The organism is Aquiflexum sp., assembly GCF_041749095.1.
Taxonomy (GTDB): domain Bacteria; phylum Bacteroidota; class Bacteroidia; order Cytophagales; family Cyclobacteriaceae; genus Aquiflexum.
This window is the reverse complement of the sequence record NZ_JBGTCA010000429.1, coordinates 45,119-71,752: the sequence shown is the minus strand read 5'-3', so window position 1 is coordinate 71,752 and position 26,634 is coordinate 45,119. Positions and strand designations below refer to the sequence as shown.

The following is a 26,634-nucleotide window of genomic DNA, read 5'->3' as shown; positions in this document are numbered from 1 at the left end:
TCCAAACTGGCTTTTCGGGTTTTTGTTACAGTGTTCCAAATCCCGCCACCGGACTTGGCGATTTCAAGGTAGGTTTTACCGGCATTGCGTAACGCATAATCCTGCGCACGGCTGCCACCAAAACAGATATGTGTATGGCAGTCAATCAAACCCGGAAGGGCTACAAAGTCTCCCTTTAAGGTCACCATTTCAGCACCGATAGACTGGGCTTCCGGAAATATATCCCAATAACTTCCAATTTGATGGATTTTGTCATTTTTGATCAGGATTCCTGCTTCGGAAATCACTTCTAATTGCTCGTCTTTCAAGGCTCCTTTGAGAGGGAGGCTTGACATGGTGACGGCTTGGCGGATGGGACCGATGAAGGTGTGTTTTATGGTTGGCATGGTATTTTGGTTTGGTTGGTTCAAGACTTAGTCTTGGACCGGATTATTACCAGTCTTCAGACTGGCTGGTATGCAGTCTGAAGACTGCTGCTAATATAGTCCAAGTCTGAAGACTTGAACTAATGAACTAACTAAAACCTATCAAACTTCCCCGACCAAGGAGTCTCAAGCTGCAATCCCTCTTTCTCAGCAACTTCTCTGGCTAAGATAAGCAATTCCCCACTTCGGATAATCTCAATAGCGGTTTCCATATCTTCATACATAATCTGATCTTCGGTAACATGTTTGATTTTGGTGCGCACATGTTCGTATAGGGCTGTCATGATTTTTCCTGACTTCAAAGGAGCGTGGAAATCCACAGCTTGGGCTGCACAGTATAGTTCTACCCCGAGGATTTTTTCCACATTTTCTATTACTTGAATGGCTTTTCTGGCTCCAATACTTCCCATACTTACATGGTCTTCCTGACCAAGGGATGTTGGGATGCTGTCGGCGGAAGAAGGGAAGCAAAGCCCTTTGTTTTCACTTGCCAAAGCGGCTGTGGTGTACTGAGGAATCATAAAACCCGAATTAAGCCCGGTCTCTTTCAAGAGTAATTTAGGTACTCCGGGAGTATCTCCTTCCAAGGAGAGGTAAATCCTTCGGTCTGAAATATTGCCAATCTCGGAAGCAGCCAGACAGGCATAATCCAAAGGCATGGCTATGGGTTGCCCATGGAAATTACCTCCACTGATGGTATGGTTTTCATCGAAAACTACTGGGTTGTCGGTGACGGAATTGATTTCTATTTCCAAGACTTGTTTTAAATGCAGCCAGGCATTTCTGGAAGCGCCATGCACTTGCGGCATACAGCGCAAGGAATACGGATCCTGAACTCTTGCACATGTCGCATGGGAGTTTACAATTTCGGATTCATGGAGCAGGTTGAGGATGGTCTGGGCTACATGTTGATTCCCGGCATAAGGACGGAGTTGGTGGAGTTCGGCGGAAAACGGTTTGATCGAACCGAGCAACCCCTCTAACATCATGGCACCGGTGATGTCGGCATGGGCAAGGATATTGTAAAACCTATCAAGGACCTTAACCCCGAAAGCTGACATAAACTGAGTACCATTGATCAATGCCAAACCTTCTTTGGGACCAAGGTGAATAGGTTCCAACTGATGTTGCTGCAATGCTTCAGCAGTAGTGAGGGTTTTTCCCTGATAATGCACTTTTCCTAAACCGATCAATGGGATAAACAAATGGGAGAGGGGCGCAAGGTCACCTGAGGCACCTACCGAACCTTGTTTGGGTACGACTGGAATCACATCATGCTCAATGTGCCACATGATCCTATCCAAAGTCTGTTCTTGAATTCCAGAATAACCTTTTGCCAAAGCATGCAGCTTGAGAATCATCATCAGTTTTGCGATTTCTCTAGGAATGGGTTCACCCAATCCGACAGCATGGCTTTTGAGAATATTCTCCTGAAGCTTTTGGGTTTGGTCGGGTGAGATCATCGTGGTACACAAAGGCCCAAAACCGGTATTGATACCATAGACGGGTTTACCATTGGCGACTATATTTTCAACAGCTTTTGCACTGGCTCGTACTTTCTCTCTGCTTTCCTCGGTTAGAAATCCCTGAATTTCACCCCTGGCGATTCCAAGGGCAATGGAAGCGGTGAGGTGTTCTTGGCCGTAATGGAAGGTTTTCTTCATAATCATAGTTTTTGTCTCCCGCTAAGACGCAAAGGCGCAAAGATTGCGAGAGATTATAATACAAAAATAGCTGTTGTGATTGATAAGTATAAATACTAATAATATCAATGAAACAAGTAACGAATGAAGAACAAAATGAGGTCCATCCTTTAATGTCACAATTTGTGACCTTAAAGGATGGACTTTGGTCAACACAAGTAATTTATTTTAAGACTATTATTTTGACTAGAACAGGATTGTAAAGGAATCTACCTTTATTTCTTTGCGTCTCTGCGACTTTGCGGGAACCATTATGACAATTGAACTCCTACACCTTGAATACTTCCGTGCCGTTGCCGAAGAACTGAACTTTGGTAGGGCGGCCGAGCGCTTGTTCATTTCCCAACCCGATCTTAGCCGACAGATCAAACAGATGGAGGAGATATTGGATGTGCAGTTTTTGAACGGACCAAGAGAAGGGTCGAACTGACAGCTGCAGGGCAAGTTTGAATGGTCAACTTGAATCACAGGTCGGTCAAGAAATCAAAAAGACCAGACCTGCCATCATTGTCAATTCAGATGCCTTGGGAGTTTTGCCTCTGAAAGTGGTAGTTCCTATTACGGATGGATTGAAACAGCAACAAACCTGGATGGCCAAACTTTCCCCAAGTCAATAAAATGGCCTATCAAAGATCTCTTTGGCAGATTGCTTTCAGGTCAAAAGCCTTTCGGAGAAAAGGTTAGTGAAGAAAATTGGAGCCTTAACTGAAGCTGAAATGGCTGATGTGAAAGTTTGTTTGGCAATGGTTTTGGAGTTGATCTAGTCCTATGTAAAGGATGAATTGACAACCTTTCCCGCAAAACTTTTTTATCTTTATACGATAAGCTATCGTATATTTATAAAAAAAATGAAATCATGAAAGTTACAGCAATCATACCTGATGATTTGATAGCAGAAGCGATGGAGCTTTCTAATGCAGAAACCATCACCGAAACCTTAAAAATTGCTTTACACACTTACATCCGATCCCGAAAAATAAAAGAATTGGGTAACATGATATTGAGTGAACCTTTGGAATTTAAATATACCTCCCAAGAATTGCGTGAGTTGAATAGAAAATGAAAGGAGTTGTTCTTGATACCTCAATATGGATTGAATATTTAAGAGGGAATCCGGAGTACTTTTCAATTTGCCAAGAACTCTTGGAAAACGGAAGAGTTTGGAGCTTAGAGCTGATTTTTGCAGAGTTATTTCAGGGAGCCAAAGGCAAAAAGGAAATTAGTATGATCATGGATTTCGTTTCAAATGTTCCATTGATCGATGGGCCACTTCTGATTATTGAGGCAGGAATGCTTTCCAATGAACTTAATTTGATCAATGAGGGAGTTGGCTTGATAGATGCAGTGATCATTCATGCTGTGAGAAAAAACCAACTTCAACTTTGGACTTTGGATAAAAAGATAAGGAGTGTAATAGGTTATGATTTTATGTTTAGGATTTAAAAGTTTAAAAATCTGAAGATTTATATTAAATGTTTTTTAAAATTTAAATCCTATCTTGGAGGTAAGAAATGTATACCGAATACCAAAAAAAATCCATGAAAAACCCCTATCCTCTTTTGCTATCCTATATTCTTCTGTTATTGACAATCTCATCCTGTAGTGAATCTGACAATTCCAAAAACACGGAAATTACAGGAGAACTAAAACAATGGCATACTATTACATTGACTTTTGATGGCCCATCGAGTGATGAAATGGCAGCGTTGAATCCATTTACAAACTATAGGCTGTTGGTAACCTTTACCAATGGTGAGGAGAAATTTGAAATACCTGGGTACTATGCAGCAGATGGCAATGCAGGGGAGACGAGTGCAACTTCCGGGAATAAATGGCGGGTTAAGTTTGTGCCCAATAAAGTGGGTACATGGGAATATGCTGCTTCCTTCCGACAAGGTGAAATGATTGCCATCAGTGACGATCCTTCTTCCGGTCAAGGACTGGCCTTTGATGGGGAAAAGGGTTCTTTTGATATAACATCAAGTGATAAGACCGGTAGGGATTTTAGGGCAAAGGGAAGACTTCAATATGTAGGTGAAAGATACTTGAGGTTTGCCGGAACAGGGGTTTACTACCTGAAAGGTGGGGCGGATTCCCCTGAAAACTTTTTGGCTTATGTGGACTTTGACGGTACCAGGCATGTTGGCCCTACAGAGCGCAAAGATGGGGAAGCCGCACCCAAAACCGAATTACACAAATACGGACCTCATAAAAACGATTGGCAGGAAGGAGATCCCACTTGGAAGGATGGGAAAGGAAAAGCGATGATTGGTGCGCTAAATTACCTGGCCTCGAAAGGAATGAATTCTGTGTATTTTCTTACTCTAAATATAAATGGAGACGGGGAGGATGTCTGGCCCTACACCGATTATGAAGAAAGAGAGCGCTTTGATTGCAGTAAGCTCGACCAATGGGAAACTGTCTTCAGCCATATGGATCAACTGGGATTGATGCTCCATATTGTCACCCAGGAAACAGAAAATGAATTGTTGCTCGATGATGGGGATACCGGTCCTTTGAGAAAACTGTATTATAGGGAATTGATTGCCCGCTTTTCACATCACCTCGCTGTGACCTGGAACATGGGAGAGGAGAACGGTTATGCCAATTTCACCCCAGAAGCCCAAAACGATAGGCAGAGAAAAGATATGATTGAATATATCAAAACGAATGATCCCTACAAGAATTTTATTGTGCTGCATACGCATTCGGCATCTGAATTCAGACATCCCATCTTAAATGAGCTGCTTGGCTTCAAATACCTGGACGGACCCTCCTTACAGATTGGAAATGTGATGGATATCCACAAAGAGACTTTGAAATGGGTCTCTGAATCAAAGGAAGCAGGAAAGCAATGGGTGGTAAATATTGATGAAATTGGCCCGGCCAGCAGGGGAGTTGATCCAGATGATAGGGAGGATGATAATAATCAGGACAAAGTAAGGGCACATGTCCTTTGGGCAAACCTTATGGCAGGGGGCGGTGGAACCGAGTGGTATTTTGGATACGAAAACCACAACAATGACCTGGGAAGTGAAGATTGGCGATCACGTGATCAGGTTTGGGATTTTACCCGCCATGCACTTACTTTTTTCCATGAATACCTTCCCTTTTGGAAAATGCAGCCGGCAGATGAAATTATAGGTGGTGATAAGGTTAATTTTTGTTTTGCAGAAAAAGGTCAGATTTATACGGTTTATTTTCCCAATGGTGGAAGTACATGCATTGACCTTAGTGATGAAATTGGCGAATATACAGTGCAATGGTACAACCCACGTATTGGGGGTAGTCTCCAACCCGGTACGATTAAAACCATTTCTGCCGGGAAAATACAAAATATCGGAAACCCTCCGGTTGATATTAATGCTGATTGGGCTGTGTTGATCTCCAGAAACAATGATTAGCCTGAATAAACCCCTTAGATTCTCAATTAAAACTAAGACTTATTCATGCCATGACTCAAAGTCATGGCATGAATTCCAGTGATTTTAACCTCTATGAGCTGAATTTACCCCATAGACAGATAGAGCACATAGTTCTTCTTACTATGTGATCTACATGGACCATGTGATAAAAATTAAGTTTTAATTGGTTTTTACTTTGATCTCTTTCTAATAGAAAAACCTTCGAGGTCAGAAAAAGACCTCAAAGGTTCATAGATCCTCAAAGCCCGGCTTGATATTGGCCCAAAAGGCATCCAAGGCAATTATCCTTGGTTTTAAAAAGGAAATGATATCCGGCCAGTTGTTTTTTTCCATGACATTCAGGTTCTGTTTGACTTTTTGGATCCTGGAAATTTTGTTTCCGTATTCATCATTTTCCAGCAAACACCAGTCCCATGCTTCACCCAATTCATTTTCCAACAGCTTTTTGAATTCAAAAAACTGCTCGAAATAGAGTTGTTGCAATTCTTCATCATGATGGGCGATTTCTATTCCTATGGATGCATAATCCCGTTCTGCCTTCATCCTAAAGTAAATATCACGAACTCCTGTTTTGTAGTTCTGCCAACGGACCCTGTACCCGGTTGCAGAGGGGACAGGCTTCATATATTGGCCAAATGTCGTCCAAAATTCTTTTCGGATTTTTGTAGATTCAGCCCGGGAATACATCAGTAACTTTTTGGGCTGTCAGATGGCAAGATGATAATAAAGTCAGCGGTACCTTTCGTCTTTTCTTCCAAGCTGTGGATATTTTCCTGTTCAACGGTATTGATCGTCAAAATACGTGTATCGGGGTTGTGCTTTTTGAGATACCAAATAATGCCTTCATAATTATTGCTATGATGTGAACCATTGATATGAAGGATGTTTTTCCCTTTACCCAAATGGTAAAACAATGAAAAAGCCATGGTGGCATCTTTCACAGCTTGGGCCTCTACCATAAAATCCACATTCATACCTGAACCATGCATCATATCCTTCATGGCTACATATCCCGGCAAGGATTTGTCCACTTCGATAGGTAGCGGCGCAATAAATTTTTTCGCTTCTTCACTGAGACTGTCCAAAGCAGCCAAGCCCTGTCTGCTGACCAATGAGGCATATTTTCTTGGGATATTCGAACCTATAAATGGGATGCTGTTATTTTTGGCATATAACATCAATGGCTTGTAATCAAGAATATAGTTATTCCAAAGCTTCGATTCCGTTTCAAAAGTTTTGTCGGTCATTTTCCCGGCAAACCATTCCTCAATATTGAGTTGGTCATCCCTTTCAAAAAACTCCCCTGCCAAAACGACATCTTTGCCATTTGCATGTAATTGTTTGAGCATCTGTAATTGAAGCCAATGAGCGATACTGTTGTTATGGAGTTCGCCAAAAAAGAAAACCTCATGCTGTCCTGCAATCTGAACCAAGGATTCGAACCGCACTTCGTTGCCATCTGTATTGAAGATTTTGAAAGCTTGGGTTTGAGAAAAAAGACTTGTTGTCAACAAAAAAAAGGAGAAGGAAATCAATAGATTTTTATTCATAGTCTTCGGGGTATTTGACCGTCACAACAGAATAATTGACCACCCCGCCCAAAGCAGGGTTATGTTTTTTGATGATAATTGTGATTTGTTTGGATTCGGGATAGGCTTGTAATATATCCTGGATCATCAGATGTGCCAAATGCTCAAGAAGCTTCACAGGTTCCTGCATGTGGGATTTGGCAATCCGGTAGATTTTCGCATAATCCACTGTGGATTTGAGGTCATCATCCAGCATGGCTTTTCGGAAATCAGTTTCTACATGGATATCTACTGTGAACCTGTTTCCCAGTTTGTTTTCTTCTTTGAAAACCCCATGATACGCATGGAATTCTATTCCTTCCAGAGATACTTTTCCCATTAATCTAATTGATCAAAAAATGACCCTCCTTTATTGGATTTGCTTTTAGATTCTTCCTTTGGTTCTTCTTGGATTTCCTCATCTTCAATTTCACTTGAAGTTTTTCCTTTTACATCCTCTAAAGAATCTTCAACTTCAGTTTCATTTGACTCAGCAATAGGTTTATTGTTGTCTTCTTCTGTTTGGGTCTCAGAGTCCTGTTGTATTTCATCTTCTTCATTCCCGGAATCAATAGTTTTAGAAACCATTTCTTCTTCTTTTTGATATTCAAGGATATTGGCCATGCTAAAGGCATTGGCTTTGGAAAGTTCATCTACCAAATCAGAATGGATCCGGATATTTACTTTTTTTATGGAATCTTCTGAAACAGAGATGGTGTCCTCAATTCCTTCGGAAAGGGATTTTAGGTTTTTGATTAACATGTCCCTTTGTTTCAAGAGTGTTTCAAAACCTGACACGAGTGAATTTACCTCACCTTTGAGACTATCCATGATTTCCCTGCCTTTGGCTTCGGCAGATTCAACGAGGTTTTTGGATTGATTCTGTGCCTCATTCAGCATACTTCCGGCATTTTGATGGGCCTCGCTCAGGATATCCTCAGCAGCAATATTGGCTTCTTCAATTATAGCAGCGCCTGTGTCTTCTGCAGTCTTAAGTGTCCGGAACAAAGATTCTTCCACCTGTTTTAATTTGTTGGCTTCTTTTTCAGTGCTTTCCAACCGTTTTTCCAGGTCAGCTTTTTCAGCCATAATTTTGTCCCACTCTCCGGAAAGTATATTCAAAAATGCGGTGACCTCATCTTTATCGTAGCCTCTGAAGTTTTTTTCAAAAGTCTTTTCGCTGATTTCTTTAGAAGTAATTTTCATGTTTTTTTTTAAATTTCTAAATTCCAAATGGAAATTTTTCGGTCATCACTGATTGAAATAATATCTTGCTTGTAACTGCTCCAAATCACTTTGTTGATGGAAGTGCCATGCCCCGCATACCTGGCTTTATCGATTACTTTAAGGAGCTTATAAGATTCTGCATCCCAAACCTTGATAGACTTGTCCATGCTACAAGTTACAAAATATCGGCCATCTTCCCGGAAGGCCAGGTAATTAATTGCATACATGTGGGCAACAATGGATTCTTTTAATGTATAGGTATTGGTATCCCAGATTTTCAAATGGGCATCTCTGCCAGCGGAAATCAGGATTTTGGAATTAGGATCAAAAGCAAGCGCAAAAACTGAATTGGTATGGGATTTAAGGATTTGGATTGGTTCATAAGTGATCAGATCAAATATTTTGACACTATGGTCACTCAATCCGGCAGCCAGGGTATGGTTTTCGGGATTGATGGCCAATATCCTGACACTTTTGCCCGATATTTTCAGATGTTTCTTGATTGCCCTTTTTTCAATATCCAAAACAATGATCAAACCATCTCCTGTAGCGACAAACATATCATTACCTACAACTTTGATATCAAAAATGGATTGGTTGGTCAGGTTGATAGACCAAAGTTCATTACTACTTTCCAGATCGATCACGTGGATACCTTCAAAATTATGGCCGACAATCAATAAATTCCGCATTTTATCCACCTCAAGGGCATATACAGAGTGGTTGACCTTTGCCATCAGTTTACCGTTTTCCGGATTTTCCAAGTCCCATAAGACCACCATTCCATCACCGGAACCTGTAAAAAAATATTGCGGATCAGGTGCTTCCACCAAGGCATACACGCAATCATTATGTCCGGATAAAGTATGGAGTTTATTTACTTGGATTTTTATCATATTTTGCGGTGATTATCAATTCGTCCTCAAAAGGCTCTATGCAAACAAAAATAGAAAAAATAAGTCCTTTATCAGCTTTGGCCATAAAGAATATTCAGGATGTCCCGCAAAATGGTGTGGATTTTTTAAGCTATAGAGAGAAATTGGCCTACGCTAATATTTCCCACCCCGAAAAAAAACTGGAATGGAAAAGTGCCCGGATCGCCCTCAAATCTGCTATGGAATGTATTTCTTTACCCTATCCGGGCTTCGTCAAAGATGAGCATGGAAAATCCCATCCTGCTGACGGGTTTGGGCATGTTTCATTGACCCATACCAAAGGTTTGGCCGCAGCAATTTTCCACAAAGAAATGCCTGTTGGTATTGATATGGATTATGTCAGGGAAAAAGTAGTGCGCTTGGGCCCAAAATTTCTGGATGAATCAGAAATGGATTTTTTGGGAACAGACCCTTTAATTAACACCATTGCCTGGTCTGCAAAAGAATCCATTTTTAAATGTCAGGGAAAAAAAGGTATCAGCTTTAAGCATAATATCCTGCTTTCCCCATTTTCATTAATGGATATGGTGATTGAGGGAAGGATGCGGCACCCTGAATTTTCCGATCATTTTTATAAAGTAAAAGTGGAAATAGAAAATGATATCGTGCTGACTTACACCATTTGGTAAGGACTTTGTACTTATATTTACTTTATCAAGCATAAAAACCCAAAATATGAAGCAAATCTTTCTTTCTATCCTGCTCTTGATTGTAACTGTATCTCTCGGGTTTTCCCAGAGGGTGGCTAACTTTCAGTTGAAAGATGCAGTATCCGGTCAGGTATTTGAATTGGATATGCATAAAAATTCGAAGGCAATAGTCTTGGTGTTTACCAGTTTAAATTGTCCTTTTTCCAAACTTTACGAGGATAGGATCATTGCCCTGCAAAGCTCATTCAGTTCGGATGGTTTTGTATTTGCCATGATCAATCCGCATTCAGGAATTGAGGAGGAGGAAAATACGGCGATGATGAAACAAAGAGTAGAAGAGAAAAGCCTCAAGTTTCCTTTTTTGGATGATAATGCTCAATTGGTCACAAAACAGTTTGGTATCACCAAATTACCTGAGGTAGTCGTTATTACACCAAGCCCTACCGGCTATGCGGTTTCCTACAGGGGAGCCATAGACAATAACCCACAGATGGAGGCGAATGCAAATATGAAATATCTGGAAAGTGCACTTGGCGCGATACAAAATAAGAGAAACCCAAGTCCTTCCTCAAGCAGGGCAGTGGGTTGTAATGTAAAATTGATCAATTAGGCAGGGTCTGATTTTCAACAATTCCCAGCAACTCCCTGACTTCATCTACTTTTTCGGCCTCTCCAAGTTTTTCAAAAGCAACTGAAAGATTTCTTAATGTACGGACAATGATGTCTTTGTTGGTACATGGTTCGAAGAATACTTCCAATGGATCAATTTTTAAGTGGTCCAGGTAATTATGGATATCTTTCTTTGAAAAAATAAGTCCTTTGTTGAATGCATTGATGTAAAAAGTGGCATCGGCAGATTTATAGGTCAACACAAAAAGATTGGGAAGATTGACGCCATAAATAGGAAGTCCCAATTTTTTGGCCACTAACAGATAGATTGCACATAGACTGATCGGATTGCCTTTTTTTGTGTCCAGTACATTGCTCAGCATGCTGTTTCCCGGAGAGTGGAAATTTTTGGTATTTGCCGAAAATTTTAAATTGTTGAACAGGACGCCATTGATGATGCGGACTTGTTCGTAGGGCAAAAGATCGTTTTTAAAGGCCGTCCATACTTCAAAATAAATCTGATGCATTTCAGCATTGATTTTTTCAAATTCCAGATCAGGATATTGATAAGTATTGATGATCCATAATCCTGTCAACAAATCCTGTTCAGGGGAATCCCTCCAATCAATCAATCTTTCCTTAAGTTGGAAAAATTGTAAGTCATGGACCAATTCTTCAATTTCTTTTTGTATTTCAGGATTGAAACTGTTCTCCCATTTTTTTTCCAAAAAAGGAATCACCTCATGTCCCAAAGAAATAATCCTATCTCTTACATGAATCTTTACCTCCCTGTCAGTATCATCCAAAAGGGAAACCAAAGCATGAAGTTCATTTTCGCTGAGATGGTCCATAGTCTGAATCGTCACTCCAATTTATTAAATTTTATGATCAGTTGATGCCCTGTAAGGAAACTACATTCTATTTTTTGACGGAAGTCCGACATTTTACATTAACCTTCAAGTTTATAAAGTTCCACAGGAGATTCTTCATTTCGCTGAAAGCTTTCCCTAAGATACAAACATATCAAAATCTACATTCAGAATGACGTCCCCTCATCCTTCACCCTTCATCCCTTCTCCTTCATCTAAAGAGATTGCCACGTCGCACGAAGGACTATTCAAAATATCAAAGTTTCCCAAGTGCTCCTCGCAATGACGCACCACCTTTACTAAATCTAAAATCTAAAATCCCAAATCTAAAATCTCAAGTCTGAATCACCCCCACATTAAACCTTTCCGTAATCGGCGCATGATTGGCAGCTTCAATTCCCATGCTGATGACTTTTCTGGTTTCCAATGGATCAATGACTCCATCAACCCAAAGTCTTGCCGCCGCATAATATGGACTGAGTTCTTCATTGTATTTGTCAGTTATTTCATTGAGTAATTGTTCCTCTTCTTCGGGGGTGATTTTTTCTTTGCCGGATTTTTTGAGCGAGGCAACTTTGATCTGCAATAGGGTTTTGGCAGCAGAGGATCCGCTCATCACGGCCATTTGGGCAGTGGGCCAGCTATAGATCAATCTTGGGTCGTAGGCTTTTCCGCACATGGCATAGTTGCCGGCACCATAAGAATTGCCCAAAATAATGGTGAATTTCGGCACAACTGAATTTGCCATCGCATTGACCATTTTTGCACCGTCTTTGATAATGCCGCCGTGTTCTGCTTTGCTGCCGACCATAAAGCCTGATACATCCTGTAGAAACACCAACGGTATTTTTCTTTGGTTACAGTTCATGATAAACCTTGCAGCTTTATCGGCTGAGTCGGAATAGATGACCCCGCCCATCTGCATTTCACCTTTTTTGGCTTTCACGATTTTACGCTGATTGGCGACAATTCCTACAGCCCAGCCATCAATCCGGGCAGTGGCACAGATCAGGGTTTTGCCATAATCCTGTTTGTATTCATCAACCTCCGAATTATCCACCAATCCCTTGATTACTTCAATCATGTCATAAGGTTTTACCCTGTCCGAGGGGAATATGCCATAGAGTTCTGATTCGTTCTTTCCAGGTATTTTGGGTTCTGCCCTGTCAAAACCGGCTTTATCAAAGGCACCAATTTTATCAAAAATCTTTCTGATGGCGTCCAAACATTCCTGATCATTTTCATACTTATTGTCTGTGACACCGGAGATTTCGCAGTGTGTGGTTGCGCCTCCAAGTGTTTCATTGTCCACAGATTCTCCAATGGCAGCTTTCACCAAATAAGATCCGGCCAGAAAAATAGAGCCTGTCTTATCAACTATCATGGCTTCATCGGACATGATGGGAAGATATGCCCCACCCGCCACACAGCTTCCCATGATAGCAGCAACCTGTACAATGCCCATGGCAGACATCTTGGCGTTGTTTCTAAACTGTCTTCCAAAATGCTCTTTGTCCGGAAAAATCTTGTTTTGCATGGGAAGAAATACGCCGGCACTGTCCACCAGATAGATGATTGGCAATCTGTTTTCCATGGCGATTTCCTGTGCCCTCATGTTCTTTTTGGCTGTCATTGGAAACCATGCCCCGGCTTTTACAGTCGCATCATTGGCAAGAATCACGCACATCCTACCGGAAACATAGCCTATTCCTGTGACAACTCCTGCAGATGGGCATCCCCCTTCTTCCCCGTACATTCCATCGGCTGCAAAAGCTCCGATTTCCAAAAACTCAGTCTCAGGATCGGTTAAATAGTCGATTCTTTCCCTCGCTGTAAGTTTTCCTTTTGCATGTTCTTTTTCAATCTTAGACTTTCCGCCGCCAAGTTTTACCTGCTCAAGTTTTTTCTGAAGTTGATAAAGTTGTTGCTTAAGTTGGTCTTCGTTTCTGTTGAATTCGATATCCATAAAGTCTTTTGGGTTTAGTTTTTCGGAAAGCTAAAATAACTGAATTAACCCAGAAGAATCAAATTGGTGAGGTTAATATTCATGCTTAGACTCTTTAAAATATTCATGCCATGACTTTGAGTCATGGCATGAATTGGCGCTCCAAGTCATGGTATGAATCGGGACCTAAGTCATGCATGAATTCATCATTTGAACTCCTACAACTCCTCAATTTCCTCTTTATAAGCCTTGATAGAGCGGTAGATGGCTGAGGCCAAATAAGTCTGTCCATCTTTGCTATTGAGGAAGCGCTCTTCGGCGGGATGCGATAAAAAGCCCAGTTCAATCAGCACTGAAGGCATACTTGTAGTCCAAAGCACATAAAAAGGAGCCTGTTTTACTCCACGGCTTGAACGGTTGACCCTGGTCACAAAATCAGTTTCCACTTTGGAAGCTAGGGAGATGCTATTGGAAAGAAAAGCTTTTTGCGTCAGATTGAACATCATGTAGGATTCCGGTGACTTGGGGTCAAATCCTTCATAATTTTCCTCATAGTTGTCCTCAAGGGTTATTACCGAATTCTCTCTTTTTACAATATCAAAATTAGCTTCAAAGTTTTTGGTACCCATGACAAAAGTTTCTGTTCCATAGGCAGATTTGTTTGACGCCGCATTACAATGAATGGAAATAAAAAGGTCAGCCTTATTTCTGTTGGCAATATTTGACCTTTCTTTCAGATCAATAAAAACATCAGACTTTCGGGTATAAATTACTTCCACCCCGGGAAGCAACTCTTCCACGTATTTCCCGACCTGAAGCGCGACTTTGAGGGCCACATCTTTTTCGCGGGATATGTTTCCAACCGTCCCGGGGTCTTTGCCACCATGGCCTGCATCAATTACAATGCGTCTTAGTTTGAATTCCGGAGCCCTAGATCCTGTTGGCACAAATCCGGCAAATAGCATGGATATGGTCAACAATGAAAATAAGAGAATATTTTTAACTTTGAATCGTTTCATGCGTATTGAATCCTATTAACTTTGCCCGAGCAAATTTCATAAATTTTTGAACAAATCAATATTATTAAGTGCGGAATAACCGGTTCCATTTGATTGTCTTTATTCTACTTTGGGTTATGCCCCAATTTAGCTTTTCACAAATAAGGAGCCAAACAAATGTGGAGCAAAGAATTATTGCCCCTGATACTTTGCTGAACCGTCCCGAATTATTGATGCCTTCTTTGGATTCTCTTGCCATTTTGTCCAGAGACACCATCCCAAAGACTGACACTACCCAGGTGGCTCCCAAGAGTGATATTCAGACTACCATCAATTATTACGGTGAAGACAGTATAATAACTGACTTTGTGGCCAATAAAGTATATCTGCATAAAGAAGCTTGGTTTGAATATGGTAATATCCGTTTGGATGCAGACCTGATTATCATTGATTGGGAAAAAAGCGAGTTGTTTGCTTCAGGGGTTGCAGATACTTTGGGAAACATAGCTGGCAATCCGGTTTTTAAGGAAGGTGAATCAACTTATGAGATCCGCAAAGAAATGCGGTATAATTTCAAAACCCAAAAGGCCATTATCAAAGATGTGGTCACAGAACAGCAAGATGGTCTCTTGCGCGGACAGACCATTAAAAAAGACCAGGACGGTAGTATTTATATGGACCATGGTTATTATACTACCTGCAATTTGGCAGAACCACACTGGCATATCAGCGCAAACAAAATCAAGTCTATCCGGGGCAAACAGGTGGTGACGGGACCATTTAATATGTATTTCAACGATATTCCTCTTCCGGTTGGATTGCCATTTGGAATTATCCCCGATACTCCTGATGAAAAAGCTTCAGGTATAGTCTTTCCTTCTTATGGTCAAGAACAGATAAGGGGCTTTTTTCTCAGAAACTTTGGGTATTATTTTGCTTTCAATGATTATGTACATACCCGGGTGACAGGGGATATTTTCACAAATGGTGGATATGGGGGCAAAGCCGCGACTATTTATAAAAAGCGATATAGGTATAACGGGGGCTTTAATATTGATTACCAAAGGTTTAAAAGCCCTGAAACCGAGCTGAATCCTGTGGATTATAATACCATTTGGGTCAATTGGCAACATAGTCCCGAGTCTAGGGGCAATTCACGTTTCTCGGCCTCTGTCAATGCTGGTACCACCAATTACAATAACGTGGTGGTCAATCCCAACAGTTTTGTACAGAATGTCAATTCGGAATTTTCTTCCAACGTATCCTATAGCAAGACATTTACAGGTACACCATTTAGTATGTCGGCTAACCTGAGGCATTCCCAAAATGTGCAGACGGATGAGGTCAATTTGATTTTGCCTGACATTGCAGTCAACATGAACCGGCAGAACCCATTTCAAAATGTCAAATTCGAGCCTTTGAAGACCTTAAATATTGCCTGGAACTTTAACATGCAGAATTCAATCAATAACAGGATTACCCCTCCATTTGGTGTCCAAAATGAAGTGCTGCAGCAAGGACAGGGAATCAGTACGGATCAGAATATCATTCCTTTTAATTTGGCCAACCTTCCCCAATTACTTAGAGAAGCAGATAATGGTGCCAGAAATACAATCCCCCTTACTTCCAACTTTACCCTTTTCAAGTATTTCACAGGAACCGCCTCGATGAATTATACAGAGCTATGGTACACCGAAAAAATCAATTTCTTTTATAACCCGGTTGAACGGCGGGTTGACAGGATTTTGGAAAATGGATTCAACCGGGTCAGTTTTTACAATACTTCCTTCAACATGAACACTAACGTATATGGTTTTTACAATTTCAAAAGAAGCAAAAAAATTGAAGCTATCAGGCATCACATGCAGCCCTCTTTTGGTTTTAATTTCAATCCTGATTTCTCTAAATCAGTCTTTGGGTATTACCAACAGGTGCAGGTAGATGAAAGTGGCAGGACACAGTTTTTTTCCAGACATCAGGGTTTTATATTCCAAGGTGCACCACTTGGGGAATCCAGGGCGCTTAGCTTAAGTATCCGAAATGTAGTGGAAGCAAAACTAAAAAAACAAGATGACGATGAAGAAGCAACTACCAAGAAAATTCCTTTATTGCAGTCATTGAACATCTCAACCAATTACAATTTTGCTGCTGACTCATTCCAATTGTCGCAGATCAATTTCAATACAAGAACTTCATTTTTTGAAGACAAGTTGTCGATAAACCTTTCCGGTAACCTCGACCCATATGCCGAGTTGGTCCGGACTAATCCAGAAACGGGTGCAGTAACCGCTCGAAGACTTAACCGCTATGCATGGCAATCAGGGCAGGGCGCCGGAACCGTCAGAAGTATCCAAATGAACGTCAACGGAAGTCTAAATCCCAGAGGTGCAAGCAAATCTGCCGGAGAAATGAGAGAAGATATGACTAATGACTTTTTGCAGCAAGGTGGGCAATTGAATGAATTTGTCGAGGATGAAATCAACAGAGTCATCAACGACCCTACTCAATATATTGATTGGGAAATTCCATGGAATTTGGGTTTTGGCTATAACATCGCCTATAACAATCAGCCGGGAAGACCCTCCAACATTACCACCGCCATCAATATCAACGGTGATCTGAGTATTTCTGACAAGTGGAAAATCAATTTCAGTGGAGGATATGATTTTATCACTGCCCAGTTGACCCAGAGTATGATAGGAATTGCCAGGGACCTTCACTGTTGGCAGATGAATGTAAGCTGGATTCCATTTGGGAGGTTCACTTCCTATAACCTTGACATCCGTGTGAAATCATCGATTTTGCAGGATTTGAAGGTGTCCAGGAGAAGGAGTTTCTTTGATAGGTAGGAGTGGTTCCTGACTATTTAATCATTTAGACTCATCAAATAATCCAGCAAGGCATTGACCTGTATTTCAGAAAGGGATCTGGTAAGGCCTTCATACATCAATGATTTTTCCTCATCTTGTATTGCCATTATTTCATCACGGTTTATTTTTACCACATTGTTTCCTACCAACATCATTGAAATATCATTTTCATTTGAATTGACTATTCTGCCTACCATTACCTGTCCATTATTTTTTGTGATTTTTACTCCCTTCATACTGGGCTTGATGATTTGGGAGGGGTTTTCGATTTCATACAGAATTTCTTCTCTTGAAAATCTTATACCAACATCCTTTAGATTTGGTCCTAATAGTTCGGTGGTCCCGTCCACGGAATGACAGGCAAGGCAGGCATATTCAGCATATAATTGTTTGCCCATTTCAACTGAGCTGGCCGAATAGTCCTTAGCTTTTTCCAATCTTGATTCCATTGGTAGATATTTTGCGGAAGGATCATGGATAAGTTTATAAAAAGCACCCTCGTTTTCGTAAATCGCATTATACCAATAATCTGCTTTTCCATGTTGGGAAACATACAAGCTCCCATCCTTTCCAAAGGCCAATCCTGAGAGCTTGGGTATTTCTGCTATAGGGTATTCCCGAAAAATATATTCCCCATTGCCGGATGGCTCAATTTCCAGTCGCCCTATAGCACCTCGAGTCCATCTTTCACCCGGGCCATAATAGGCTATGAATAGATTTCCGGCTGAACCACCGAAATCATTATCATTTGGATTGAATACCATTCCAGAAGGTGCTATCTCAGTTTGTAATGAAAATATGGGATCAATTGCCTTGTCAAATTTATACTTTCTGGGATTGTGTCCATAATAACTATCACTGACCAAAATATTCAACTCTTCAGTTGGATTGCCTCCTCCCTCATTGTCCGTAAAAAACAGGTCTCCGTGGGGATTGAACTTCATTCCATAAACGGAACGGATTCCTGTTGCGACAACTTTTACTTCCTTACCGTCAGGGGAAATTTTCAATATTGACCCACGGTATCCTTTTGGGTCAGGGGAAGGTGCAGCATTCCATGAATCAGTCGCCAAGGCCAAATATAGACTGCCATCCGGCCCGAATTCCAATCCGGTAGACCATTCATAGGGATGACCGCTTTCCGGGATATCATCAAAATACACCCAACTTGTATCAGCTTTACCATCATTATCCAAATCAATGAAAACCCTGATCTGTTGGGCAGTTCCTATATAAACGGTGTCACCCCTGTAAGCAAAGCCGGCCGGAGACCTTAACCCAAAATCACTGACATTGCAATATAGAAGTGCTGTGTCCTCGATCCCATCTTCATCAGTATCCCTCAGGGTGTAGATTTCACCCGTTTGATTTGAGGCAAATATTAATCCGCCGGGTCCAAGAGAAACCTGGAGGGGATTAGAAATTACAACTCCATTTTTAATGGGCAACTTGATGGCTGTATATGGCCCGTAAACAGGGATATCGGGCTCGATGAATTGCGAGTAGGAGCGGTTGGTTTTTTTGGAATCGCAATTTGAGAAAAGTAGAAGCAAAACTACTAATGATAGGGACTGCAATCTTGTGAAAACAAACTTTTTGAGAAGTTTTTTATGTCTTGCCATTGGTGATTTTGTTAGTGGTTTATAAATTTATTCCTTTTTTCCTTTTAATCATCTTGGGATCAACAACTTAATTTTTTTAACTTAACAAGCATCAATTTTCAGTAATTGATCTTAAATCAAACCTCATTAATATAGTTTATGAACGGAGGAGAAATCATAGCCCAAGTACTCAGAAATCATGGAGTAAAAATCCTTTTTACGCTATGTGGTGGCCATATCTCACCGATTTTTGTTGGAGCAGAAAAGCTGGGAATAAAAGTCATAGACACCCGAAATGAAGCTACGGCGGTATTTGCCGCTGATGGAATTGGAAGGCTTACAGGGAAACCAGGAGTGGTGGCGGTGACAGCTGGTCCAGGATTGACCAATACTGTCACAGCCATTAAAAATGCCCAAATGGCCCAATCCCCTTTAATTTTGTTGGGAGGTGCTGCTGCAACTATGTTAAAGGGCAGGGGTGCTTTACAGGACATTGATCAATTGAGCATTATGAAGCCTATCGTCAAATGGGCTGTATCCATCAAAAAAGTTAAAGAAATTGGCCCAACATTGGAGAGGGCTTTTCAGGTTGCACAGGAAGGAGTGCCCGGCCCGGTTTTTATCGAATGCCCCATTGATACACTTTACCCCGAGGAGATGGTAAAGGAGTGGTATGGGACTAAAAGCAGTAAAAGCTCCAAATCCTTAAAGGATAAAGTCATTCAGTGGTATATACAAAGGCATGCCAGTAAGCTATTTAAAGACTCGGAGAAAACAGTTTTTAATTCGAATCCCCCCAAACCAACTTTTCCCAATTACAAAACCACTGATTTGGATAAAGCAATGAACATGATCAAAAAGGCCAAAAGACCTTTGATGATTTTGGGAAGTGGCGCGATGCTTCAACCTGAAAAATCCGATAGACTGGCAGCTTCTTTAGATAATTTGGGAATTCCATTGTACCTCAGTGGAACAGGGCGGGGCCTTCTGGGCAGAAACGGCATGTTACACATTCGCCACAAACGAAAAGAAGCCATCAAAGAAGCTGACCTTATCATCCTTGCAGGTGTCCCGAATGATTTTCGCTTGGATTACGGAAACCATATCGGTGGTAGGAAATTCATCTCCATCAATCGAAGCAAAACAGACCTTTTCCTCAATAAAAAACCCAGTCTTCCTATTCAAGGTGATCCCTGTGATTTTTTGATTGAACTTGCTTCCAAAACAAAAGTCAATCCTCAGGAATGGTTGGCACATCTATTGGAAAGGGACGAAAAGCGGGATATAGAAATCAAGAGTCAATCCAATGAAAAAACCGAAGGCTTGAATCCGGTTCAGTTGTTGTCAGAATTAGAAATTCTATTGGATGATAATACTGTTTTGGTGGCAGATGGAGGTGATTTTGTTGCGACTGCATCTTATGTTCTGAAAGCAAGGCAACCTCTGTCATGGTTGGATCCCGGGGCATATGGTACCTTGGGTGTTGGTGCGGGATTTGCGATGGCAGCAGCTTTGGTTTATCCGGACAGACCCATTTGGATTTTGTATGGTGATGGCAGTGCCGGATATTCTCTGATGGAATTTGATACCTTCCAAAGACATGGATTGGGCATTACAGCCCTGATCGGAAATGATGCCTGCTGGACGCAAATTGCACGGGATCAGGTGGAATTTTTGGGGTCTGATTGTGCAGTGATGTTGGAAACATCTGATTATGATAAAATTCCTTATGCATTTGGGGCGAAAGGGGAAAGAGTGGAGTCTATAGATGCATTTGTAAAATCAGTCCAAAAAGCCAAGGATTGTAACCTGCAAGGAAAAGCCTTTTTGATCAATGATGTGATTGGAAAAACCGATTTTAGAAAGGGGTCTATTTCAGTTTGAAATTCAATATCACCTACTTCAAATAAATCCGTTTTTTTTAATAGCCACTTTGACTTATCTTTTCCATATCATCTATTCCATCTATTTCCAGATATGAAAAATACACTATACCTCGTAGGATTTCTTTTATGTTCACCGTTCCTTGGTTTTGCCCAGAGTAAAAAACCCATCAATCTTGATGAGGTGACGGATAAGCACTTTCAAAACGGCATAGAAATCCTCAACAGTATCTTATCCATGCCCAATGATTCCAATGACCCGACACAGTTGGTGGCCAATATAGAATGGTGTGAGGAAAATTTCACCAAAAGGCAATGGAAAACAGAAAGATTAGGAACCGAAGGGTTTCCAATGCTTTTGGGAGAAAGGACAGTTCCTAAGGCCAAAAAAACCGTGCTTTTTTATTTCCATATAGACGGTCAGCCTGTGGATAGAAAGCGTTGGGAACAGGAAGATCCTTACAAGCCTGTTTTGAAAAAACAAAATGCCTCAGACAAGTGGGAGATCATTCCTATGGAAACCCTTCAAAATTCTTATGATCCTGAATGGCGGATTTTTGCACGTTCTTCCTCGGATGATAAAGGCCCTTTGGCTATGTTTCTGACCGCTTGGGATGCCATGATAGAAAACGGAAAAATGCCCAATTACAATGTGAAAGTGATTTTGGATTTTGAGGAAGAAATAGGTTCTCCCCATCTTCCTGCTGCAATTTTAAAACATAAGGAAAGACTCGCTGCAGATATGGTATTGATCATGGATGGGCCAAGACATTTGAGTAATGAACCGACATTGAGTTTTGGTGCTCGAGGAATTTCACAATTTACGCTGACAGTTTTTGGTCCAAGAGCCGCACAGCATTCAGGGCATTATGGAAACTATGCACCAAATCCTGCTTTCAGATTGTCCCAATTGTTGGCCTCAATGAAAGATGATGATGGGAGGGTGACGATTCCAGGTTTTTATGATGGGATAAAAATTACGGAAGAAGAGAAAAAGATCCTGGATCAAGTACCTGATGATGAGAATGAAATTAAAACTAAGCTGGGAATTGGTAGCACGGATAAAGTGGGCAATACCTATCAGGAATCATTGCAATATCCATCCCTGAATATCAGGGGTTTGTCTTCAGGCTGGGTCGGGGATGAGGTCAGGACCATTGTGCCGGCTGATGCCATTGCGGAGATTGATGTCAGGTTGGTGCCTGAAAGTGATCCGGAAAGGCTTTTTTCACTAATTCGAAGGCATATTGAAAATGAAGGCTACCATATTTTGGAAAATGATCCAACTGATGAAGAAAGAGCCAAATACCCAAAATTGGTCAAATGGGAAGGCAGTATTTCCTACAAAGCTTTTAGAACCCCCTTTGACTCAGAACCTGGAATTTGGTTGAATAAAGCCATGAACCGTGCATTTGGCAAAGATCCTATCAGAAAAAGAATCAGTGGAGGATCCTTACCCATTGCTCCATTTGTCGATGCTTTGAATGTGCCTGCGGTAACAGTGGTGACTGTCAATGCAGACAACAACCAACATGGCCCAAATGAAAACATCAGATTGGGAAATTACAAAGAGGGGATCAAGACGGCTTTGGCGATTTTGACGCAGGAGCTGTAAGGTTTGCTATTAATACCTATGATTTAATATACATTCAAGAAAACAGATAGGCTTGTCCTTGTCACCTCGAGTCCCCAACGTTTTGTAAATGTTCAGAAATGGTAATGACATTAAGTTACTTGCTAGGCAGCCATCATCCTGAGGCACGAAGGATCTCCAGAGGTTCTATTAATGTTTATTCTATCATTTACTGAACCTCGTGAGATGCTTCTCCCCCCGATAGCTATCGGGGCCATCGGGATCAGCATGAAGACTGCTCCGATTTATGTCATTGGTACGACAGGAGAGGTCTGTTTAACCTTAAGGCAGAATAGATTTCTCTCCCGATAGCCATCGGGATCGAAATGACAAAGGGAAACCCATTGACTCAATTGATCTCACATATACCCCATCACCCAATACACCCCAATCCCGATCCATTCTTTGAAAAGCTTTTGCCAGAGAAAAATAGAATACGGTTCCGGAGCGATGAGTTTTGGGATACTAAAGGTGATGTCTTCTGCATAATAATCAACAGGAAAGGTTTCTGTGTTGATTCCTGCTTTTTCAAAACAGCCTTTGGCCCTTTTCATATGAAAAGCTGAGGTGATCAATAGCTGTGTTTGATTTAAAGGAATTCCGTTTTCAATCAATATTTCCTTAGTAAGGATGGCATTTTGGTAGGTGTTGACAGCCTGGTTTTCGATCAGAATATCATCTTCAGGTACACCAGCCATGACCATAAAGTCCCGAAGCAATTCTGCTTCGGTATTTGTATTGGAGGGATTGAGTCCCTGTCCTCCTGTTATTAGGATTTTGTTGATTTTTCCCAGCTTATAAAGCTGTACAGTGTGGGTGGCACGATCTGCACCCTTGTTGAAAAAAGTCCTGTCGTAAGTGGTTTTGTTGAGATTTGTCACGCCAGTGAGGACTATTCCTATTTCGTAATTTTCAAGGCTATCAAAAGACTTAAATTCCGGTTCCCAGGAATTCATGGCGAGGTTGGAAAAAAACTGATTGGAGAAAAAAAACAGCAAAATCATCCCTGACCAAAATAAATTTTTTCTTTTCCAGATTGCTCCTGATAAAAGCAGGATGATGATAATCGTCAACGGCATGGCCAGAAAACTTAGAAATTGGGAGAGATAAAAGAACATCGGGTGAAAGAATTTTTCTTGAAAGGTAAGGAAGGGGATTTTAATATACCAAAAAAATAAAATGTTAAACATTGCATTTCAGTCATATTTCAACTGTATTTCGCAAAGCATATTTCAATGTATTTCCAATAACCACTATTACCACAGATATTTATTTTTTCTAAGATCACTTTATTTTTAAATGCCTGTTCCTACCTAGCATCAAATTCTTATTTTTGACCCATGACTTTGACCAAACCAAACCTATTGCCTTTATTACAGGATCTATCTGCCCAATTGGAGGGTGAACTGAAATATGATTCCCTTACCAAAACGCTTTATGCCACTGATGCTTCGGTGTATAGGGAAATCCCTTTGGCAGTAGCTTTTCCAAAATCCGAACAGGATATTCAAAAATTGATCCTTTTTGCCAAAGAGCACAAGACCTCTCTAATTCCCCGGACAGCAGGTACATCTTTGGCCGGGCAATGTGTCGGTAATGGTATAGTGGTGGATGTGTCCAAGCATTTTACCCAAATCCTGGAATTCAATAAAAAGGAAAGATGGATCCGAGTTCAGCCCGGAGTGGTAAGGGATGAATTAAACAGATATCTTAAGCCTCATGGTCTATTTTTCAGCCCCATCACTTCAACAGCGAATAGAGCTATGATAGGAGGTATGGTAGGAAATAATTCCTCAGGCACAACCTCCATTGTCTATGGTACTACAAGGGATAAAGTACTGGAACTGAAAACTTTTTTAAGCAATGGTACCCAAGTGGTATTTGGAGAAATCAGCAAAGAAGATTTTCAGGCCAAATGTGAACTGGATTCTTTGGAGGGTAATCTTTACCGACAAGTAAGTAATGAGTTGTCCAATCCGGAAAACAAAAGAAATATTATTGAGCAATTTCCAAAGAAATCAATCCATAGAAGAAATACAGGCTATGCTGTGGATTCCTTATTGGATTCGGAAATATTTACGGAAGATGGAGAGTCTTTTAATTTTTGCAAATTACTTAGTGGTTCCGAAGGAACATTGGCATTTACCACAGAAATCAAAATCTCTCTTGACCCATTACCTGACCCTCTTGAAATTGTAGTTGCAGCGCATTTTGACACCATCAATCAAAGTATGAGGGCGGCACAGGTCGCTATGAAGCACCCTGCTACTGCAGTGGAACTGATGGACAAAATCATCCTGGACTGTACCAAGGAGAGTATTGAATACAGTAAAAACAGGTATTTCGTAGAAGGTGACCCAATGGCCATGTTGATGGTAGAGTTCACAGGAAAAACGGAAGGGGAAGCAAGGGAAAAGGGAGAAAAATTAATTGATGACTTGAAGGCTGCAGGTTTGGGCTATGCCTATCCTGTCATCGGTCCCGACCTGACCAAGTCCGCCTGGGCCTTGCGTTCTGCCGGGTTGGGTTTGTTGGCAAATATTCCCGGTGATCGAAAAGCAGTGGCCTGTATTGAGGATACCGCTGTGGATATTGATGATTTGGCTGATTATATTGATGAGTTTGATAAGATGATGGAAGCCTACGGACAGAAACCGGTACACTATGCCCATGCCGGTGCCGGTGAAATCCATTTGCGCCCCATTTTGGATTTGAAGAAAAAAGAAGATCAGGAGGCGTTTTACAACATTTCATTGGATGTCGCCAAACTTGTCAAAAAATATAATGGTTCGCTTAGCGGTGAACATGGGGATGGACGGGTCCGTGCCCCATTTATTCCAATGATGGTCGGGGAAGAAAATTACCAACTTTTCCGAAGAATCAAATACACTTGGGATCCGGACAATATTTTCAACCCCGGCAAAATCGTAGATACTGCCTCAATGAATACCTCCCTAAGGTATGAACCGGACATGGTCACTCCGGCACAGGATACTTTGATGGATTTCAGTCATGTTGGGGGAATTCTTCGATTAGCTGAAAAATGCAACGGATCGGGAGATTGCCGAAAACTGCCGGAATCAGGTGGGACCATGTGTCCCAGTTTTCAGGCTACCAGAAACGAGCGGGATACTACAAGGGGTAGGGCAAATATCTTGAGAGAGTTTTTGACATTGGACAAAAAGGAAAATGCCTTTGACCACCCCGAAATCAAGGAAGCCTTGGATCTGTGTCTTTCCTGCAAAGGCTGTACCTCTGAATGCCCCTCTAATGTAGATATGGCTTCGATGAAAGCTGAGTTTCTCTACCAATACCAAAAAACACATGGAATACCCTTGCGCTCCAAAGCTTTTGCCCATATCAATGAACTGAATGGTCTTGGCTCGTTAATCCCCGGATTGGCCAATTTTTCATTATCAAATGGACTGACAGGAAGCCTGATGAAGTCTGTGTTGGGAGTTGCGCCAAAAAGAAACTTACCGGAAATATCCAAGATCAGTTTGAGAAAGTGGTACAAAAAAAATTATCATTCCCTACCCGGTAAGACTCCTACAATCAAATCCATTTATTTGTTTGTCGATGAGTTTACCAATCACAATGATACTCAAATTGGAATCACCGCCATCAAATTGCTGAAAAAACTTGGCTACGAAGTTAAAGTGGTTGACCATCAGGAAAGTGGACGGTCTGCACTTTCCAAAGGCCTGCTTGAAAAAGCCAAAAAACATGCTGAGGCCAATGTGAAGATTTTTCAGGAATTGATCGATGGCAACACAACTTTGGTTGGGATTGAACCTTCTGCAATTTTAAGTTTCAGGGATGAATATCCCCGATTGGTAGGAAAGGATCTGGTTGAAGGGGCTAAGAAGCTCAAGTTTCATACGTTGGTAATTGATGAGTTTATTGGGAGGGAAATAGTAGCTGGAAATATTTCTGCTGATTCATTTACAGATAAGGCTCAAAAAATTACACTCCATGGCCACTGTCACCAAAAGGCATTGTCTTCATTGACTTGGACGCAAAAATTGCTGAGTCTTCCCAAAAACTATTCTGTTGAGGTAATCCCTTCAGGTTGTTGTGGGATGGCGGGTTCATTTGGCTATGAAGCGGAGCATTATGAATTAAGTATGCAGATCGGAGAGATGGTCCTGTTTCCTGCTGTACGGAATGCCGAAGAAAGTACGATCATTGCTGCCCCTGGCACTTCCTGTCGACATCAGATAGCAGACGGCACAGGCAAAAAAGCCAAGCATCCGGTTGAGATTCTGTGGGATGGCCTCAACCTTTGATTCC

The 26,634-nt window shown here is 41.3% G+C and carries 21 protein-coding genes and 2 pseudogenes; 11 read left to right on the top strand and 12 right to left on the bottom strand.

The window, feature by feature from the left end; translation table 11 throughout:
- Together ACEW8O_RS19730 and hutH are read right to left on the bottom strand one after the other, a co-directional pair.
- Positions 1–386: pseudogene (locus ACEW8O_RS19730) on the bottom strand (imidazolonepropionase); the annotation flags it as partial.
- 131 nt (positions 387–517) lie between these two features.
- Positions 518–2,089: a histidine ammonia-lyase gene (gene hutH / locus ACEW8O_RS19725; protein WP_373496345.1), complete on the bottom strand. Its 1,572-nt coding sequence runs from the start codon at positions 2,087–2,089 to the stop codon at positions 518–520.
- A 292-nt stretch (positions 2,090–2,381) separates the two neighbouring features.
- Between hutH and ACEW8O_RS19720 the strand changes: the two genes are divergently transcribed.
- From ACEW8O_RS19720 to ACEW8O_RS19700, 5 genes and pseudogenes are all read left to right on the top strand, one after another.
- A complete protein-coding gene (locus ACEW8O_RS19720) occupies positions 2,382–2,558 on the top strand; it encodes a LysR family transcriptional regulator (protein ID WP_373496344.1) in 177 nt (58 codons plus the stop codon).
- Between the two features lie 16 nt (positions 2,559–2,574).
- Positions 2,575–2,892 (top strand): annotated as a pseudogene (locus ACEW8O_RS19715) (type II toxin-antitoxin system PemK/MazF family toxin).
- 92 nt (positions 2,893–2,984) lie between these two features.
- The gene (locus ACEW8O_RS19710; protein WP_373496343.1) at positions 2,985–3,191 is read left to right on the top strand and encodes a type II toxin-antitoxin system VapB family antitoxin; all 207 of its coding nucleotides are present in this window, start codon (positions 2,985–2,987) and stop codon (positions 3,189–3,191) included.
- Complete coding sequence (locus tag ACEW8O_RS19705) at positions 3,188–3,571, top strand: PIN domain-containing protein (protein ID WP_373496342.1); 384 nt, start codon at positions 3,188–3,190, stop codon at positions 3,569–3,571. Before ACEW8O_RS19710 ends, ACEW8O_RS19705 begins: the two co-directional genes overlap by 4 nt.
- Before the next feature lie 95 nt (positions 3,572–3,666).
- Positions 3,667–5,532: a DUF5060 domain-containing protein gene (locus ACEW8O_RS19700; RefSeq protein WP_373496341.1), complete on the top strand. Its 1,866-nt coding sequence runs from the start codon at positions 3,667–3,669 to the stop codon at positions 5,530–5,532.
- A 249-nt stretch (positions 5,533–5,781) separates the two neighbouring features.
- Here the strand turns inward: ACEW8O_RS19700 and ACEW8O_RS19695 are convergent, their stop codons facing one another.
- From ACEW8O_RS19695 to ACEW8O_RS19675, 5 genes are read right to left on the bottom strand one after another with little or no spacing between them, the layout of a single operon-like run.
- A complete protein-coding gene (locus ACEW8O_RS19695; RefSeq protein ID WP_373496340.1) occupies positions 5,782–6,240 on the bottom strand; it encodes a DUF4268 domain-containing protein in 459 nt (152 codons plus the stop codon).
- On the bottom strand, positions 6,240–7,103 hold the full coding sequence (locus tag ACEW8O_RS19690) for a ChaN family lipoprotein (RefSeq protein WP_373496339.1): 864 nt from the start codon (positions 7,101–7,103) through the stop codon (positions 6,240–6,242). The genes ACEW8O_RS19695 and ACEW8O_RS19690 overlap by 1 nt, the downstream gene beginning before the upstream one ends.
- A complete protein-coding gene (gene folB, locus ACEW8O_RS19685) occupies positions 7,096–7,461 on the bottom strand; it encodes a dihydroneopterin aldolase (RefSeq protein ID WP_373496338.1) in 366 nt (121 codons plus the stop codon). Before folB ends, ACEW8O_RS19690 begins: the two co-directional genes overlap by 8 nt.
- Positions 7,461–8,327 carry a DivIVA domain-containing protein gene (locus ACEW8O_RS19680; RefSeq protein WP_373496337.1) on the bottom strand — a complete coding sequence of 289 codons (867 nt, stop codon included), beginning with the start codon at positions 8,325–8,327 and terminating at the stop codon, positions 7,461–7,463. Before ACEW8O_RS19680 ends, folB begins: the two co-directional genes overlap by 1 nt.
- Positions 8,328–8,335: 8 nt before the next feature.
- A complete protein-coding gene (locus ACEW8O_RS19675) occupies positions 8,336–9,244 on the bottom strand; it encodes a WD40 repeat domain-containing protein (RefSeq protein WP_373496336.1) in 909 nt (302 codons plus the stop codon).
- Positions 9,245–9,282: 38 nt separating this feature from the next.
- Between ACEW8O_RS19675 and ACEW8O_RS19670 the strand changes: the two genes are divergently transcribed.
- Positions 9,283–9,912, top strand: coding sequence for a 4'-phosphopantetheinyl transferase superfamily protein (locus tag ACEW8O_RS19670; protein ID WP_373496335.1), 630 nt, complete (start codon positions 9,283–9,285; stop codon positions 9,910–9,912).
- Between the two features lie 46 nt (positions 9,913–9,958).
- Positions 9,959–10,543 carry a thioredoxin-like domain-containing protein gene (locus ACEW8O_RS19665; RefSeq protein ID WP_373496334.1) on the top strand — a complete coding sequence of 195 codons (585 nt, stop codon included), beginning with the start codon at positions 9,959–9,961 and terminating at the stop codon, positions 10,541–10,543.
- Here ACEW8O_RS19665 and ACEW8O_RS19660 read toward each other — a convergent pair.
- From ACEW8O_RS19660 to ACEW8O_RS19650, 3 genes are all read right to left on the bottom strand, one after another.
- Positions 10,536–11,393 (bottom strand): transglutaminase-like domain-containing protein, encoded by an 858-nt coding sequence (locus ACEW8O_RS19660; RefSeq protein WP_373496333.1) that lies wholly within the window; start codon positions 11,391–11,393, stop codon positions 10,536–10,538. The genes ACEW8O_RS19665 and ACEW8O_RS19660 overlap by 8 nt on opposite strands.
- A gap of 352 nt (positions 11,394–11,745) precedes the next feature.
- Complete coding sequence (locus tag ACEW8O_RS19655) at positions 11,746–13,377, bottom strand: acyl-CoA carboxylase subunit beta (protein ID WP_373496332.1); 1,632 nt, start codon at positions 13,375–13,377, stop codon at positions 11,746–11,748.
- A 197-nt stretch (positions 13,378–13,574) separates the two neighbouring features.
- A complete protein-coding gene (locus ACEW8O_RS19650) occupies positions 13,575–14,375 on the bottom strand; it encodes an N-acetylmuramoyl-L-alanine amidase (protein ID WP_373496331.1) in 801 nt (266 codons plus the stop codon).
- Between the two features lie 116 nt (positions 14,376–14,491).
- Between ACEW8O_RS19650 and ACEW8O_RS19645 the strand changes: the two genes are divergently transcribed.
- On the top strand, positions 14,492–17,203 hold the full coding sequence (locus ACEW8O_RS19645) for a putative LPS assembly protein LptD (RefSeq protein ID WP_373496330.1): 2,712 nt from the start codon (positions 14,492–14,494) through the stop codon (positions 17,201–17,203).
- A 17-nt stretch (positions 17,204–17,220) separates the two neighbouring features.
- Here the strand turns inward: ACEW8O_RS19645 and ACEW8O_RS19640 are convergent, their stop codons facing one another.
- A complete protein-coding gene (locus ACEW8O_RS19640) occupies positions 17,221–18,846 on the bottom strand; it encodes a PQQ-dependent sugar dehydrogenase (RefSeq protein WP_373496329.1) in 1,626 nt (541 codons plus the stop codon).
- 138 nt (positions 18,847–18,984) lie between these two features.
- Here ACEW8O_RS19640 and ACEW8O_RS19635 point away from each other — a divergent pair, with 138 nt between their 5' ends.
- Both ACEW8O_RS19635 and ACEW8O_RS19630 read left to right on the top strand, forming a co-directional pair.
- Positions 18,985–20,709: a thiamine pyrophosphate-binding protein gene (locus tag ACEW8O_RS19635; protein WP_373496328.1), complete on the top strand. Its 1,725-nt coding sequence runs from the start codon at positions 18,985–18,987 to the stop codon at positions 20,707–20,709.
- Between the two features lie 93 nt (positions 20,710–20,802).
- Positions 20,803–22,323 carry a M20/M25/M40 family metallo-hydrolase gene (locus ACEW8O_RS19630; RefSeq protein ID WP_373496327.1) on the top strand — a complete coding sequence of 507 codons (1,521 nt, stop codon included), beginning with the start codon at positions 20,803–20,805 and terminating at the stop codon, positions 22,321–22,323.
- A 377-nt stretch (positions 22,324–22,700) separates the two neighbouring features.
- Here ACEW8O_RS19630 and ACEW8O_RS19625 read toward each other — a convergent pair whose 3' ends face one another.
- The gene (locus ACEW8O_RS19625; RefSeq protein ID WP_373496326.1) at positions 22,701–23,459 is read right to left on the bottom strand and encodes a YdcF family protein; all 759 of its coding nucleotides are present in this window, start codon (positions 23,457–23,459) and stop codon (positions 22,701–22,703) included.
- Between the two features lie 222 nt (positions 23,460–23,681).
- Between ACEW8O_RS19625 and ACEW8O_RS19620 the strand changes: the two genes are divergently transcribed.
- Complete coding sequence (locus ACEW8O_RS19620) at positions 23,682–26,630, top strand: FAD-binding and (Fe-S)-binding domain-containing protein (protein WP_373496325.1); 2,949 nt, start codon at positions 23,682–23,684, stop codon at positions 26,628–26,630.
- Positions 26,631–26,634 lie beyond the last annotated feature (4 nt).

Coding starts and splice junctions, on each gene's coding strand:
- ACEW8O_RS19720 (WP_373496344.1), top strand. CDS start 2,382: ATGACAATTGAACTCCTACACCTTGAATACTTCCGTGCCGTTGCCGAA.
- ACEW8O_RS19690 (WP_373496339.1), bottom strand. CDS start 7,103: ATGAATAAAAATCTATTGATTTCCTTCTCCTTTTTTTTGTTGACAACA.
- ACEW8O_RS19670 (WP_373496335.1), top strand. CDS start 9,283: ATGCAAACAAAAATAGAAAAAATAAGTCCTTTATCAGCTTTGGCCATA.
- ACEW8O_RS19630 (WP_373496327.1), top strand. CDS start 20,803: ATGAAAAATACACTATACCTCGTAGGATTTCTTTTATGTTCACCGTTC.
- ACEW8O_RS19700 (WP_373496341.1), top strand. CDS start 3,667: ATGAAAAACCCCTATCCTCTTTTGCTATCCTATATTCTTCTGTTATTG.
- ACEW8O_RS19655 (WP_373496332.1), bottom strand. CDS start 13,377: ATGGATATCGAATTCAACAGAAACGAAGACCAACTTAAGCAACAACTT.
- ACEW8O_RS19650 (WP_373496331.1), bottom strand. CDS start 14,375: ATGAAACGATTCAAAGTTAAAAATATTCTCTTATTTTCATTGTTGACC.
- ACEW8O_RS19660 (WP_373496333.1), bottom strand. CDS start 11,393: ATGGACCATCTCAGCGAAAATGAACTTCATGCTTTGGTTTCCCTTTTG.
- ACEW8O_RS19665 (WP_373496334.1), top strand. CDS start 9,959: ATGAAGCAAATCTTTCTTTCTATCCTGCTCTTGATTGTAACTGTATCT.
- folB (WP_373496338.1), bottom strand. CDS start 7,461: ATGGGAAAAGTATCTCTGGAAGGAATAGAATTCCATGCGTATCATGGG.
- ACEW8O_RS19695 (WP_373496340.1), bottom strand. CDS start 6,240: ATGTATTCCCGGGCTGAATCTACAAAAATCCGAAAAGAATTTTGGACG.
- ACEW8O_RS19680 (WP_373496337.1), bottom strand. CDS start 8,327: ATGAAAATTACTTCTAAAGAAATCAGCGAAAAGACTTTTGAAAAAAAC.
- ACEW8O_RS19645 (WP_373496330.1), top strand. CDS start 14,492: ATGCCCCAATTTAGCTTTTCACAAATAAGGAGCCAAACAAATGTGGAG.
- ACEW8O_RS19640 (WP_373496329.1), bottom strand. CDS start 18,846: ATGGCAAGACATAAAAAACTTCTCAAAAAGTTTGTTTTCACAAGATTG.
- ACEW8O_RS19675 (WP_373496336.1), bottom strand. CDS start 9,244: ATGATAAAAATCCAAGTAAATAAACTCCATACTTTATCCGGACATAAT.
- ACEW8O_RS19625 (WP_373496326.1), bottom strand. CDS start 23,459: ATGTTCTTTTATCTCTCCCAATTTCTAAGTTTTCTGGCCATGCCGTTG.
- hutH (WP_373496345.1), bottom strand. CDS start 2,089: ATGAAGAAAACCTTCCATTACGGCCAAGAACACCTCACCGCTTCCATT.
- ACEW8O_RS19620 (WP_373496325.1), top strand. CDS start 23,682: ATGACTTTGACCAAACCAAACCTATTGCCTTTATTACAGGATCTATCT.
- ACEW8O_RS19705 (WP_373496342.1), top strand. CDS start 3,188: ATGAAAGGAGTTGTTCTTGATACCTCAATATGGATTGAATATTTAAGA.
- ACEW8O_RS19710 (WP_373496343.1), top strand. CDS start 2,985: ATGAAAGTTACAGCAATCATACCTGATGATTTGATAGCAGAAGCGATG.
- ACEW8O_RS19635 (WP_373496328.1), top strand. CDS start 18,985: ATGAACGGAGGAGAAATCATAGCCCAAGTACTCAGAAATCATGGAGTA.